This is a genomic window from Streptomyces sp. NPDC047515 (assembly GCF_040643055.1).
Lineage (GTDB): Bacteria > Actinomycetota > Actinomycetes > Streptomycetales > Streptomycetaceae > Streptomyces.
The window spans coordinates 1-12,263 of sequence record NZ_JBEYTM010000104.1 but is presented as its reverse complement, the minus strand read 5'-3'; the positions used below and the strand labels follow the sequence as shown (position 1 = coordinate 12,263).

Sequence of the window (12,263 nt, the reverse complement as noted above, 5' to 3'; positions counted from 1 at the left end):
TTAGGCGTAGGAACCTCGATCTTCTCACCGGCAAAGTGCACCTGTCGCTGTATCAGCTGTCGCATACCCCGCACTACCTGCGGATTCGGGTCTGACCCGCCCGGACAAGAAGGCGGCCCCGTCCCCTGACCTGGTCGGACGTGACTTCACCGCCGTCGAGCCCGGCACCAAGCTGGTCTCGGACATCACCTATCTGCCTACCCTTACCGGCTGGTGGTACCTCGCCACCGTCATCGACCTGGCGACCCGGGAAGTGATCGGCTATGCGATGGCCGGCCACCACCGCTCCGCGCTGGTTGTCGACACGCTGAAGATGGCCGCCGGCCGCGGCCTGCTCAAGGAGGGCTGCATCGCACACTCGGACCGCGGATCCGAGTACACCTCGCGCGAATACCGCAGCCAGCTACGGCAGTTGAATATGCGGCAGAGCATGGGCAGAACGAGCTCCTGTTACGATAACGCCGCAGCCGAGAGCTTTTTCGGGCTGCTGAAAGCCGAGATCGGGACCACCGTCTGGGAGTCCCATGAGGCTGCCCGAGCCGATGTCTTCCGCTTCATTGAGGTCGAGTACAACCGCACCCGCCTGCGCAAGCACCCCGTCTACGGTTACGTCACCCCCCTCGAAACCAGGGCACTGACGGTGCAAGACCTCGCCCCCGCAGCGTAACCACCCGCTGTCCACGATTAGGGGGGAACTTCAGTTGTGGCTGGAGCGCGATCGTCTGATGCGGCTCGCCACGCCTCATGGCGGGGCGGGATCCTCACTCCTGCAACATCGCGGAATTGATCTTTTTGGGTACGTAACCGATAAGCTCTGCATGGTGCCCGCGAGTTGACGCGATCGTGACCGATCGGCTCGTGATGCGTACTCATCAGTGCGGTCTCCTTGCGCACCCCCTGTTCGATCGTTTCGCTTCGAAGGATGCAGATGGAACTCGCCACTCCGCCTCCGGCTGCGCGGGCCCCTGTTGCCTGGCACAGCTGGTGGCTGATGCCACTGGGTCTGGGAGTCGGGACGATAGCCGTCACGTTCATGAGCTCGGAGCGGATAACCGCGGCCGTCGCCGGTTTTGCGGCGACGGCGGCCGGTACCGTGTGTGTACGCCTTCTCCTGCGCACCCGCGCGCAGTTGCGCAGGGCCGATGAGGCCCACCGTACCGCGCAGGCCGAGCACTCCCAGCAGTGGCAGCAGCATGTGGCTGGCCTGGAGCGGAACTTCGCCATCGAGGTCGCCGCCCAGGAGGGACAGCTCGCCGAGCAGGCGCAGACGTACGAGGCGCAGCTGGCCGAGCAGGCCACGGCGTTCGAGACCCGGTTCGCTGAGCAGGCCGAGTCCTTGCAGGAGCGACTGGACCACAATCTCGCCGCGGTGTCACGGCTCGCCGACGAGCAACTGCCCGACGCGATGCGGCGGCTGCGCTCAGGCGACGCCGTCGACGACATTCTGCCGACCGTCGAGCAGAGCGTGAACGCCGGTGCCGACCTGCAGGCCGAACTGGGCAAGGTCCTCAGGACCGCGCTGATCGGCAACGAGGCCGAGATCAACCGCTCGACCTCCGCCGAACAGGCCGTCATCAGTGTCGGTAACCGCATCCACGTCCTGACCAGCAATCTCCGTGGCCGGCTGCACGATATGCAGGGCGAGCACGGCCGGCTGCCAGCCATCGCCCGGGGCCTGATGGAACTCGACCAGGCCATCGGCCCCGCCGACTGCCTCGCCGCCAGCATCGGCGTGCTCGGCGGCTCCGATCGCCCGGGCCGGCAGTGGCAGGAGCCGCAGCGTCTGCTGAGTGTGGTGCGCGGCGGCATAGGCCGGATCAAGGACTTCCACCGCGTCCAGCTGCGCCATCTGCCCGAACTGGGCGTCGACGGCGGACTGGTGGACCATCTGACGCTGATCTTCGCGCACCTGCTGGACAATGCCGCGCGGTACTCGCCGCCCACCGAGCCGGTGGTCATCTCCGGCAAGGAGGTTCCCAACGGCGTCGGCATTGAGATCCAGGACTCCGGCAAGGGTCTGAGCGAGGAGAAGAAGAGCGAGGTCGAGCACGCCCTCGCGGGCTCCGCGCCCGGCGCGGGCCTCGGCGGTATCTCGGAGGACGCGAACATCGGCCTGCGCGTCGTTGGAATCCTCGCTCGCCGCTACGGCATCCGCGTCACCTTCGCCGACTCGCCGTGGTTGGGCACCTCCGTCGTGGTCGTCGTACCGCACAAGTACTTCAGCCCGCTGCCGGCTCTCGCCTCGCCCCCCGCACCCTCCGTCACCGCTCCGGAGGCCCCGCCGGCGGAGAACGTCCCGCCCGCCGCCGCACCGGCGGCCCCGGAGTACGGACCGGCCGCCGTCCCGGCCCCCGCCGATGACGCCGTGGAGACCACACCGGGCGGACTGCCCCGGCGCCGGAACCGACGCAGCGAGCCAGTCGGAGGATCGACGCCGGCTGAGCGCGCCGACCGGGCCGACGTCTCCGCCGTTCCGTCGGACGCCTCCTTCGCCGGCCTCGCCGCCTTTGCCGCCGCTGGACACGACCCCGGCCCGTCGGCCTGCGCGTCCCCGACACCCAAGGCCACTGGCAACCGCGACACGACCGCCGGTGGAGCGTCCATCGAGCACAGTACTGAAGAGAGCGACTAGTCCCCATGACCTACCAGGGAACAGACGTGAGCTGGGCGCTGCGCGACCTTGTGGAGAGCATCCAGGAGATCCGCTTCGCCCTTGTGGCCTCCAGCGACGGGAAGGCCATCACTGCCCACGGCGCCGAAGACCCCGACGACGTGGACCGCTTCGCCGCCGTGGTAGCCGGGCTGCAGGCGCTGGCCCAACCGGTCGCCGAGCAGTTCCCGCAGCACGCGGGGCAGCTGCGACTGGCGATGATCGAAGTGGACGGCGGGCACCTCTTCGTGGTCCGCGCGGGCATGGAGACGTATCTCGGTGTCCTGGCTCGCGAGGGCCTCGACCAGGGCCTGCTCGGCCACCAGATGAGGGACCTCGCCCGCAGAATGGGTGAACTCCTCGGCACCACGCCGCGCCTGGAGGAGCGCTCTGGATGAGTGCCCCCCGCGGGCCGGTCGACCCGTCCGGTCTCGAGCGCTACTACGTCCTCACCGGAGGGCGCAGCGGGCCGGGCGGTTCGGCGTCGGCTCTCGATGTGGCGACCCTCGTGGTCTCACGGGCCGCCCCTCTACCGGGTATGCAGCACGAGCACGAGGAGATCCTCCGGCGATGCCGTGATCCGCTGGCGGTGGCGGAACTCGGTGCCCACCTCCACCTGCCCTTCAACATTCTCGCGGTGCTGCTGTCCGACCTGCTCCAGGCGGGTCGCATCGAAGCCCGTGACCCCATCCCGGCACACGACGCCGGTCGCGGGCCCGACCTAGCGCTCCTTGAGGAGGTACTCAGTGGACTTCAAAGGCTTTGACCAACCCGGGCGGTTGGGGGCCGGGGACACCCGCTCGGTGAAGGTGATGATCGCCGGAGGCTTCGGCACGGGCAAGACCACCATGGTCCGCTCGGTCAGCGATATCAAGCCGCTGACCACCGAGGAGACCCTCACCCAGGCCAGCGCCGACGTCGACCACCTCATCGGCGTCGCCGACAAGACACAGACCACCGTCAGCCTGGACTTCGGCAAGATCGGCCTCAACGACTCGCTGATGCTGTACCTGTTCGGGACGCCCGGCCAGGAGCGGTTCTGGTTCCTGTGGAACGGTCTGTTCAAGGGTGCGCTCGGCGCGGTCGTCCTGGTGGACACGGGGAGGCTGGCTTCCAGCTTCCGGGCGATTGAGGAGATGGAGCGGCAAAAGGTTCCCTTCGTCATCGCGCTCAATGTCTTCCCGGACTCCTGTGACTACCCAATCGACGAGATTCGCGACGCCTTGGACATCTCCCCGCATACACCGGTCGTCTCCTTCGACGCCCGCGACCGGGCCGCCAGCCGTGATGTGCTCGTCACTCTGATTCGGCATCTGAAGGACCGCTCGGCCGCCGCCCTGGAGCTCCGATGAACGACCAGACTCTGTCCGGACCCGTCGGCGGCGGATGCCCCGTTGCTCGCGGTGAGGACGTCATCCGGCTCTACGGCCCCGCGGTGGCGACCGACCCTCACGTCATCTACAGGCGGCTGCGGGGGGAGTACGGCTCCGTCGCGCCCGTGCTGCTGGAGGGCGACGTCCCCGCCTGGCTTGTGCTCGGCTACCGGGAGAACCGGCGGGTGCTGGACAACCCGCTGTTGTTCAGTCGCGACTCGCGGATCTGGCGGGACTTCAGGGATGGTCGGATCGACGCGACGTCTCCGCTGATGCAGATGGTGGGCTGGCGCCCGGACTGCGTCTCGCAGGACGGCGAGCCGCACCGCCGGCTGCGCGGGGCGGTGACCGACAACCTGTACGCCGTGGCCGGCCGGGGCATCCGCCGTCATATCACGCACTTCGCGAACAAGCAGATCGATGCGTTCGCCGATGCCGGCCGGGCCGACCTGGTGGCCGACTTCGCCGAGTACCTCCCGATGCTGGTCCTCACCCGCGTCTTCGGACTCGCCGAGAGGGAGGGACGCAACCTCGCCGAGTCCAGCAAGCAGGTGATCAAGGGCGGCGCGGACGCCCTCACGCACAACGAGCGCATCATGGGCATCCTCGGTGAACTCACCGCGCGCAAAAGCAGGGAACCCGGATCCGACTTCGCTTCCGGCCTCATCGAGCACCACTCCGGTCTCGACGAGGAGGAGATCGTCAACCACCTGCGCCTGGTTCTGATCACAGCCCACACCACGACCAGTAACCTGCTGGCCCGGGCGCTCCAGCTCGTCCTCACCGACACATCCTGGCTGTCAGGCCTGGTGAGCGGGCAGCTGAACCTGTCCACGGTCGTGGAGGAAGTGATGTGGAACTCCCCGCCGCTCGCCGTGCTGCCGGGGCGGTTCGCCACCGCCGACCTGGAACTCGGCGGCTGCCCGGTCAAAGAGGGCGATCTGCTCGTGCTGGGCCTCGCGGCCGGCAACCGCGACCCCGAGATCCGCCCCGACACCGGCATCTCGGTCCAGGGCAACGCCTCCCACCTAGCCTTCAGCGCCGGCCCGCACGAATGCCCTGGACAGAACATGGGCCAGGCCATCATCGAGACGGCGGTCGACGTCTTGCTGCACCGGCTGTCGGGGCTGCGCCTGGCCGTGCCGCCGTCGGAACTCACCTCCACGGCCTCCACCTGGGAGTCGCGGCTGGACAGCCTCCCGGTCGAATTCGCGGTCTGAGCGCACCGCCCGGCAGGGCGGTGCGCTCGCCTCACATGGTCAGCAGGTCGTCCACCGATCCTCGCCCGGCCAGCTCGGCCGTGGCCGCCGGGCCGTCCTTGTCCGCGGCATACCGGCCAGTCGTCAGCGCCCACTCGTAGTTGCCGTTGATCCAGTGCCGAACGGCCTCCACGCCCATCCCCACCCGGGCCCGCTCGTCCGCGTCGAGGCCCAGCTCGTCGCACATCTGCGGGACGCGGGCCTCAAGGCCGAGGTACTCGTCGAGGCAGCCGGTCGTCATGCGGTACGCCTCGTCAGTGGCCTCCTGCCACGAGCAGTCCCGCTCCCTGCGCAGGACAGCGATGAGGTTGTGGCCGTCCCCACGACGCCGCTCGCGCTCGAAGGAGTGGATGTCGTTCATGAACCCAATGGTGTCCGCGGCCAGATCCCGCATCCGTTCCATCAGCGGATGCGCCATCACCGCAGCCGGTACCTCGAAGCCGCGACTGCTCTCGCCTGCGTCGATGCTGTGATGGATGCCGACGGTACGGCGCCGAAAGTCGGCATACGCATCGAGCCCGAGCGTTCCGGCCAGCCCGCGGGCCGCGAGGTCCACCTCCTCGCAGTGCGCCACCAGGAACCGCCCCCAGGAGACGGCGAACCGCGCCTGCCAGGTCAGGGACATCCCATTCGACAGATGCTCCCAGACCTCCACCCAGGCCAGGGTGATGGGACAGACCACCCGTGGCGCGGTGCCCGCCGGACGCAGCGGCGTGGCGATCAGCTCCCGCGCCACCTCCGCTATCCGGTCAGCACGGTCCGGCCGGCCGGCGTCGAACTGGTCGTCGAAAAGGAAGGCCAGGGAGAACCAATTCATCAAAACAACCAGGTCGTCCGCCGAGGCGTGGGGGTAGGTGCGGGCCGCAGCCTGTGAGAGGTCCCAGGACCGGTACTCCTCGAAGCCGGCCGGGCTGCGCACCAGCCCCCTCTCCCGCACCCAGAGCAGATGGCGGTCGCGGGCGTACTCCAGATGTGGGCTGACAGGGGTGTTGAAGGGAAGGTCGAACCGGACGTCCTGAGGCATGTGCTTCCTTTCGGGAGACGGAACGCAGAGTCCCCCACCCTGCGAACGAGCGGCCGCGCCGACCACCCGCACACTCGAACTGGGATTCATCGTGCGAACGTTGGACCGGGAGGTGCTACGAGGATGCCCCACCCTAAATGATCTACAGGCGCCCCGTCGTGATGCTGCGCAGCAGCCTCGGTTATCAGAGTCCCGCCGAATATGACGCCGCTCTCGCGGCCTGACCACTACACCGATTGTGTCCGTCAAAGCAGAACAAGCTCAAGACAACCCCGCCAGGACCAGTGCTGAGGCCTGTTCTCGATCGTCTTCGCCCCAGCGACGATGCACATGGCGTGCGGCTGCTTGACGGTGATGCCGCGGATCCATTCGCCCGCCGGCGGAAGGGTCGCGGTGCTCATGCCGCACGCCCCCACACGGCCGTGCCCAGCCTGCCCGCCCGGCGGCCGTTGATGGACGGCGTCGTGGTGTGCGAGGCGGTCGCCAGGACCGCGCGGCCGGAGTGCTTGCCGTCGTACAGGGCAGCGTCAGCCGCCCTCTGCAACGCAGTCAGGTCGCGGCTGCCGATCGCATCCGGCGTCGCGGCGCCGACCGAAGCGGCAACGTCGACCGTACGGCCGTCGTCCAGGGTGACCGGCGTGTGCAGCATCCGGACCAGCTGCTCCAGGCGGTGCGCGCGGAGGTCGGCGGTCAGCTCCAGGACCACGGCGAACTCATCGCCCCCGAGCCTGCCGATCGCGGCGCGCGGACCCGCCCAGGCCGTGAGCCGGGCCGCGATCGACGCGAGGACGGTGTCCCCGGCCGCGTGGCCCATGCCGTCATTGATGGCCTTGAACCTGTCGGCGTCGACCAAGACCACGGTCGCGTCGTCTCCGTGCCGGGACAGGAGCCGCCGCGCGCGGGCGGTGTAGGAGTCGCGGCGCAGGAGACCGGTCAACGGGTCGCGCTTCGTCGCGGCGAGCCGCTTGTGCAGCGCGACCGCGTGCACCGCCCAGCCGGTCAACGGCACGGCGGCGGTGGCGGTGGCGATCAGGAGGGTGCGCAAGCCGATCCGGCCCTGAACGCGCAGAACGGAGTTCATACTGGGGATCTCCCTCTCGTCTCGTACGTGTTGGGTGGGCCCGGGACAGGCGGTCGGTTTCCACGCCTGGACGCCTGTCCCGGGGCAGAGCTACAGCTCGAAGTCTCCGTCGTCTGCGCGGGTCCAGCCGTTCGGGTCGTTCCAGCGGCCGGCGGTCGCGGCCTTCCAATCGAGCTCCCAGCCGAGGCGCACACCGCGCGCTCCCCAGCCATCCGGCCGTTTACCGGGCATTTCGAGTCCGGCCTGCTGCGCGGCGAGGGCTGTGTCGTAAACCTCGTGCGCGAGCCGGACGGCCGTGCTGCGGCTGTCTGCACGGCCGGTGAAGATGTGTACCCCGGATAGGCCGCTGTCGTTGTGTATCGGGACGTCGACCTGGAAGTAGGGCAGGGTCATGACGTCCATCTCCTCTCCTGATCGCGGTGCAATCCGACGTGGTCGTTCAACGGCGCTGAACGGTTCTCCCATACGACTGCCGTCCGATCACGCCTTCGGGCCACTGGCCCGCTTGAGGCGGCGGCTCATGAACCGCAAAGTCCAGCGCCGGGAGGGATAGGGAACGCAACCACGGCGCAGCAGCTCACGCCGCTCCCGCACGGCCCGCCGAAAGCGGCGGCCCGAAGACAACCAGCCCCCTCGGTCCAGGGTGCCGAACTGCAGGTCACGCAGCCACTCCTGACCATCCGCATCCGTAAAGCGGATCGCGTAGGGGATGTTCTCCGTCCAGACGCGGTCGACACCTTCGACGACCCGCTTGGTGGTCACAAGCACCTCCTGGTCCGCGCAAATCAGCGGGGCGACCGCGCTTTTATTCGAGGTGCTCCAGTCAGGGTTGGAACTGGGCGTCAGCAGAGTCACCTGGGCAATCGGTCGGCCGGCGGTGTTCAGTGCGTACGTGGTGGACTGTTCACCGTTGAAGTCCGTCCAGCAGATCACGCCCTGGGCATCCGCCCGTTCTCCCTTCCGGCGGTCGCGGAGCAGGATGTAGAAGCCCAAGAGGAGCGATCCCCCAATCAGGATGGCGCTTGCCCAAGCAGGAACGGTGCCCCAGTCGACTCCAGTCATGCTGAGAGTATTTGCTTCATAGCGGGGCCGGGAACACAACTTGAGCGACATCTGAGGCTCATCGGCGACGGGCTCGCGTTCACCTGACCGCACCACCTGTCGCCGCCTTGACGAGATTGGCATCCCGTCGCCGTTGATCTCGGGGGAGCCGTAGGTACCGCCCCGTCGAAGATCCGCCGGACCGCGTCGGACAACTGCCCTTTCCGCACTTGGCGGGCGGTGACGGGCTGCTGGCGCCACTTGTGGAACCAGGACTCCGAGATCCCCGGCACGCGGTAGTCCAGACGGTGCGGGACGTCGTGTTCGGTCCTCTGGACCCGATAGACGCGGCCACCTTGGCCGGTGCCTGTTCGGTCACTTCACCCAGAGAAGCCCATGCATCGCTTGAGGACATCACGCTCCATCTCCAGCTCGTGTATCCGCTGGTTCTTCTCGCTCATCTCCCGCCGCAGCCGATCCAGTTCGCCCCGCTCACTTTCCCGCATCCGCCCGCCGGCAGCCTCGGGCGCGGGCCGATCGGCGAATGCCGACCTGTTCCGGCGCCAGCGCGAGACCCAGCTGCAGCGTGCCCGCGTGGACTCCGAGCTCGTCGGCGACCCGCGGGATCGGCTTTCCCGTCTCGATCACGATGCGTACAGCACTCTCACGGAACTCGGCGTCGGGGCTCGTTCGTCGGTCCGGGGGTGGCGAGCGGTCGGAGCCGCCGGACGAACAACCGAATGCCGTGGACACAAGGGCCGTGCAGGCCGGAATGGATGCGGCCCGGTGAACGACCCGCCGTGCGTTGCGGTGCAGGGGTATCTCCTTTGTCCGTGTCCCGCGGCCGGTGTCACCCGGAACGTGCTTGCGACGTCAGGAAAGACGCGCGGCGTCACGCGTGCCGGACGCGCCGGACCGGTCCTGGCCGGCACGTACCAGCCCGGTCTCGTAGGCGAAGACCACCGCCTGGACCCGGTCCCGCAGCCCGAGCTTCGCCAGCATCCGGCCGACGTGGGTCTTGACGGTGGCCTCGGTGACGACCAGATGGTCCGCGATCTCCGCGTTCGACATGCCTTGCGTCAGCAGCAGGAGGACTTGGAGCTCACGGTCGGTGAGACGGTCCAGAACCGTCCCGTCGGCCGGCATCCACACGTACCCCTCGGGTAACTGACTGCCCATCACGGACGCTTTCTCCCTCAGGCCAAGGCGCCATCGACCCCGAGCACGGATACGTTCCGTGACCGGCCGCGCACTGACAGGATGCTGGCCGTCCCATCGGCCCCGCCACCCCCATGTGGAGGGTCTGGCCCGACGCCCCCGCGTGGCGGGCCCGTGCGGGACGCCGACCCGTTCCCGCAGGCGTCCCCCGTGCCCGTTTCCGCACGCGACGGGGTGACCGCCGTGATCAGTAGCCCGTCGCGGATCCGCCAGCGGCCGCTGAACCACTCGCTCCGCCTGCCCTCCACCAGCGGCCCGGTGCGGTGGATCAGGCGTCTGATCTCGGCGAGGCTGAGGTGGATGAGCCGGGAGGATCCGTTTCAGCTTTCCCGGTGTCGAGCTGGCGGGCCCGCAGACGGTGAGGCAGGCGTGGGCGGCCATGATCAGGGTGATGTGGCGGTGCCAGCCGGGGTAGCGGCGGACCTGTTGGACCCCGTGGCCTCAACTTCCCCTGCGAGCACCGACTCCACGCTACGAGGGGAAGGACATTTCGCCGACGTCTCAGAACACGGAGAGCCCGGTGGCGGTGGTGAAGGCCTCGATCGCCGCCACTGCGCCTACAGAGTTGCCGGCCCCGTCCAGGGCAGGACTCCAGGCGCACAGCGCCGCCCGGCCCGGCAATATCGCGAGCACTCCGCCGCCGACACCGCTCTTGGCAGGCAGACCGACCCGGTAGGCGAACTCCCCAGCGGCGTCGTAGGTTCCGCAGGTCAGCAGGACGGCGTTGACACGCTTGGCCTCGGTGCTGCTGAGCATCCGCGTTCCGTCGGCCCGCACCCCGTGACTCGCGAGGAAGCGGCCCGCAAGGGCCAGGTCGCTGCAGCTGGCGCTGATGGAGCAGTGGGCGAAGTACTCCTTGAGCACGACGGCAACAGCGTTGTCCAGATTGCCGTGGCTGGCGATGAAGTGGGCCAGGGCTGCGTTCCGGTGGCCGTGGGCAGCCTCGGACGCGGCGACCGCCGGATCGATGCTGATCCCGGGATTTCCGGACTCCGCCCGGAGGAAACCGAGGACGCTCTGGGACGCGTCCCCGGTCAGCGTCTGCAGCCGGTCGGTGACGACGACGGCGCCGGCGTTGATAAACGGATTGCGCGGGATGCCGCGCTCGGCCTCCAGCTGTACGAGCGAGTTGAAAGGCGTCCCGGAGGGCTCCCGCCCGACACGGGTCCATAGCATATCCCCGCCCTCGGCTATAACCAGTGCCAGGGAGAACAGCTTTGAGATGCTCTGGATGGAAAAGGGCTCCTTCCAGTTCCCCACGCCGTAGAGCTCACCGTCGACCGTGGCCAGCGCCATCCCGAAGGCATCCGGGACCGCCCCCGCCAATGCCGGGATGTAATCGGCGACATGCCCCTTTCCCGCCTCACGGTGAGCCGCCACCATCGCCATACGCAGGAATTCCGGGTAGTCCATGCCGTCCTTCGGGGCCGGGTTGATGAGTCCTACGCAGGGTAGCGGCCGCTTACACCGCTCCGCGCACGCTGCCGCAGTCACCCTGCACGGTGGCCGGGGAGCAACCTCACAGTCACACACGTCGACAGTCCCGTGAACTGCGGCTCCTGGCGTGATGAACCCACTTACCGGTAGCCCTGCCACGAACGGACCAACACCCTCGACGGACCGCCATCACCACCCGGCCGGGCATCTCGCTGCTTCGTCTGACAGCGCAGCTTACCGGTGGTAAAGAAAGTGGCTCTTCGGTCGCTTCCGTGGGTGGGGTTATGCGGTTTGACGGTGCGGTAGGTGGGGACTGTGTCCGCCGAGGCTGAGCATGGCGAGGGTGATGAAGGAGGTGGCGTCCTGGAAGCCGAGGGCCATGCGCTGATCAGCCGGATCTTGGTGTTCATGCTCTCGACGAGTCCGTTGCTCAGTCCGTGCTCGTCAGCTGCGGCGATGGCATCCCAGCGTTTGACGATGGAGCGCTGGGGCTTCACACAGGGCTCCAGACGGCGGCGCTTTGCCCACCCCACCCAGTCCCACAGCGCCTGCGCGGTGTCCTGGCCCTGCTTGAGGGCCATCCGCAGGCTCGCCTTGAGCAGGTAGGCACGGTGCCAGGACCGGGTGGGCCCTGGTCAAGCTCGGCCGCGAAGAATGACGCCGTGGCTTTCACGATGTCGTTCACGCGCTTGAGTTCGGTGTTCTCCCGCTTCAGCGCTTTGAGTTGGGCTGAGCTTGACGTTTAACGTCGGTGTTCACTCGACCTGCTGAGATCGCTGGGTACCCGGGGCATATGAGACGGCCGTTCTTCACGCTTCGAGATGTCGAGTAACGAAGCACGCCGGGAACGGCCGCTGCCCATGAGCCTGCCTGTCGATGTGCCCGGAGGCGAGGCGTCGGGCCTGTTGTCCCGCTTTCGGCTCGAGTTCTACGAGAGTCTCTACGCCCGCCCGGATGCGCTCTTCGGGCTCACCGATGCGGTGCGCGGAGGGGCCGGTGAAGACCTTGGTCGAGCTGTCGCTGGCGACCGAGACCCACCTCGAGCACCTCGCGATCACCCGGAAGATCGTCACCGCTCTCACCGAGTCAGCCACGCGGCGAGCCGAGCCTTGACCTGTTCGGCCTCGTCACGGTTGTGACAGAGAGCCACAAGATCGTCGGCGTATCTGATCAAAATCGG

General features: G+C 68.1%; 12 protein-coding genes and 4 pseudogenes. 7 read left to right on the top strand and 9 right to left on the bottom strand.

The window, feature by feature from the left end; genetic code table 11:
* Nucleotides 1–91: 91 nt before the first annotated feature.
* The 6 genes from ABZ826_RS37725 (at nt 92) to ABZ826_RS37700 (ending at nt 5,243) form a co-directional block, all read left to right on the top strand.
* Nucleotides 92–667, top strand: a complete 576-nt coding sequence (locus ABZ826_RS37725) for an IS3 family transposase (protein ID WP_361458897.1) — start codon at nt 92–94, stop codon at nt 665–667.
* A gap of 261 nt (nt 668–928) precedes the next feature.
* Nucleotides 929–2,632: an ATP-binding protein gene (locus ABZ826_RS37720; RefSeq protein ID WP_361458895.1), complete on the top strand. Its 1,704-nt coding sequence runs from the start codon at nt 929–931 to the stop codon at nt 2,630–2,632.
* Nucleotides 2,633–2,637: 5 nt separating this feature from the next.
* Complete coding sequence (locus tag ABZ826_RS37715) at nt 2,638–3,048, top strand: roadblock/LC7 domain-containing protein (RefSeq protein ID WP_351084604.1); 411 nt, start codon at nt 2,638–2,640, stop codon at nt 3,046–3,048.
* Entirely contained in the window at nt 3,045–3,416 is a 372-nt protein-coding gene (locus ABZ826_RS37710) for a DUF742 domain-containing protein (protein WP_361458892.1), read from the top strand. The genes ABZ826_RS37715 and ABZ826_RS37710 overlap by 4 nt, the downstream gene beginning before the upstream one ends.
* Nucleotides 3,397–4,002: an ATP/GTP-binding protein gene (locus tag ABZ826_RS37705; RefSeq protein ID WP_361458890.1), complete on the top strand. Its 606-nt coding sequence runs from the start codon at nt 3,397–3,399 to the stop codon at nt 4,000–4,002. Before ABZ826_RS37710 ends, ABZ826_RS37705 begins: the two co-directional genes overlap by 20 nt.
* Entirely contained in the window at nt 3,999–5,243 is a 1,245-nt protein-coding gene (locus ABZ826_RS37700; RefSeq protein WP_361458888.1) for a cytochrome P450, read from the top strand. The genes ABZ826_RS37705 and ABZ826_RS37700 overlap by 4 nt, the downstream gene beginning before the upstream one ends.
* 31 nt (nt 5,244–5,274) lie before the next feature.
* Here the strand turns inward: ABZ826_RS37700 and ABZ826_RS37695 are convergent, their stop codons facing one another.
* The 9 genes and pseudogenes from ABZ826_RS37695 to ABZ826_RS37655 all read right to left on the bottom strand — a co-directional run bounded on the left by ABZ826_RS37695 (nt 5,275) and on the right by ABZ826_RS37655 (nt 11,670).
* The gene (locus ABZ826_RS37695; RefSeq protein ID WP_361458886.1) at nt 5,275–6,306 is read right to left on the bottom strand and encodes a 7-epi-alpha-eudesmol synthase; all 1,032 of its coding nucleotides are present in this window, start codon (nt 6,304–6,306) and stop codon (nt 5,275–5,277) included.
* A gap of 397 nt (nt 6,307–6,703) precedes the next feature.
* Nucleotides 6,704–7,387 (bottom strand): GGDEF domain-containing protein, encoded by a 684-nt coding sequence (locus ABZ826_RS37690; RefSeq protein WP_361458884.1) that lies wholly within the window; start codon nt 7,385–7,387, stop codon nt 6,704–6,706.
* A 90-nt stretch (nt 7,388–7,477) separates the two neighbouring features.
* A complete protein-coding gene (locus ABZ826_RS37685) occupies nt 7,478–7,789 on the bottom strand; it encodes a hypothetical protein (protein WP_361458882.1) in 312 nt (103 codons plus the stop codon).
* A gap of 78 nt (nt 7,790–7,867) precedes the next feature.
* Nucleotides 7,868–8,449 carry a hypothetical protein gene (locus ABZ826_RS37680; RefSeq protein ID WP_361458880.1) on the bottom strand — a complete coding sequence of 194 codons (582 nt, stop codon included), beginning with the start codon at nt 8,447–8,449 and terminating at the stop codon, nt 7,868–7,870.
* Between the two features lie 471 nt (nt 8,450–8,920).
* Nucleotides 8,921–9,076 carry a hypothetical protein gene (locus tag ABZ826_RS37675; RefSeq protein WP_361458878.1) on the bottom strand — a complete coding sequence of 52 codons (156 nt, stop codon included), beginning with the start codon at nt 9,074–9,076 and terminating at the stop codon, nt 8,921–8,923.
* Between the two features lie 225 nt (nt 9,077–9,301).
* Nucleotides 9,302–9,553, bottom strand: a pseudogene (locus tag ABZ826_RS37670) (helix-turn-helix transcriptional regulator); the annotation flags it as partial.
* 361 nt (nt 9,554–9,914) lie between these two features.
* Nucleotides 9,915–10,072, bottom strand: a pseudogene (locus tag ABZ826_RS37665) (IS701 family transposase); the annotation flags it as partial.
* A 75-nt stretch (nt 10,073–10,147) separates the two neighbouring features.
* The gene (locus tag ABZ826_RS37660; protein ID WP_361458876.1) at nt 10,148–11,059 is read right to left on the bottom strand and encodes a glutaminase; all 912 of its coding nucleotides are present in this window, start codon (nt 11,057–11,059) and stop codon (nt 10,148–10,150) included.
* A gap of 306 nt (nt 11,060–11,365) precedes the next feature.
* Nucleotides 11,366–11,670, bottom strand: a pseudogene (locus tag ABZ826_RS37655) (transposase).
* Between the two features lie 273 nt (nt 11,671–11,943).
* Here ABZ826_RS37655 and ABZ826_RS37650 point away from each other — a divergent pair.
* Nucleotides 11,944–12,115: pseudogene (locus tag ABZ826_RS37650) on the top strand (transposase); the annotation flags it as partial.
* Nucleotides 12,116–12,263 lie beyond the last annotated feature (148 nt).

Excerpts from the sequence above, each read along its gene's own strand:
- ABZ826_RS37660 (WP_361458876.1), bottom strand. The coding sequence starts at position 11,059 with ATGGACTACCCGGAATTCCTGCGTATGGCGATGGTGGCGGCTCACCGT.
- ABZ826_RS37715 (WP_351084604.1), top strand. The coding sequence starts at position 2,638 with ATGACCTACCAGGGAACAGACGTGAGCTGGGCGCTGCGCGACCTTGTG.
- ABZ826_RS37720 (WP_361458895.1), top strand. The coding sequence starts at position 929 with ATGGAACTCGCCACTCCGCCTCCGGCTGCGCGGGCCCCTGTTGCCTGG.
- ABZ826_RS37685 (WP_361458882.1), bottom strand. The coding sequence starts at position 7,789 with ATGGACGTCATGACCCTGCCCTACTTCCAGGTCGACGTCCCGATACAC.
- ABZ826_RS37710 (WP_361458892.1), top strand. The coding sequence starts at position 3,045 with ATGAGTGCCCCCCGCGGGCCGGTCGACCCGTCCGGTCTCGAGCGCTAC.
- ABZ826_RS37690 (WP_361458884.1), bottom strand. The coding sequence starts at position 7,387 with ATGAACTCCGTTCTGCGCGTTCAGGGCCGGATCGGCTTGCGCACCCTC.
- ABZ826_RS37680 (WP_361458880.1), bottom strand. The coding sequence starts at position 8,449 with ATGACTGGAGTCGACTGGGGCACCGTTCCTGCTTGGGCAAGCGCCATC.
- ABZ826_RS37695 (WP_361458886.1), bottom strand. The coding sequence starts at position 6,306 with ATGCCTCAGGACGTCCGGTTCGACCTTCCCTTCAACACCCCTGTCAGC.
- ABZ826_RS37700 (WP_361458888.1), top strand. The coding sequence starts at position 3,999 with ATGAACGACCAGACTCTGTCCGGACCCGTCGGCGGCGGATGCCCCGTT.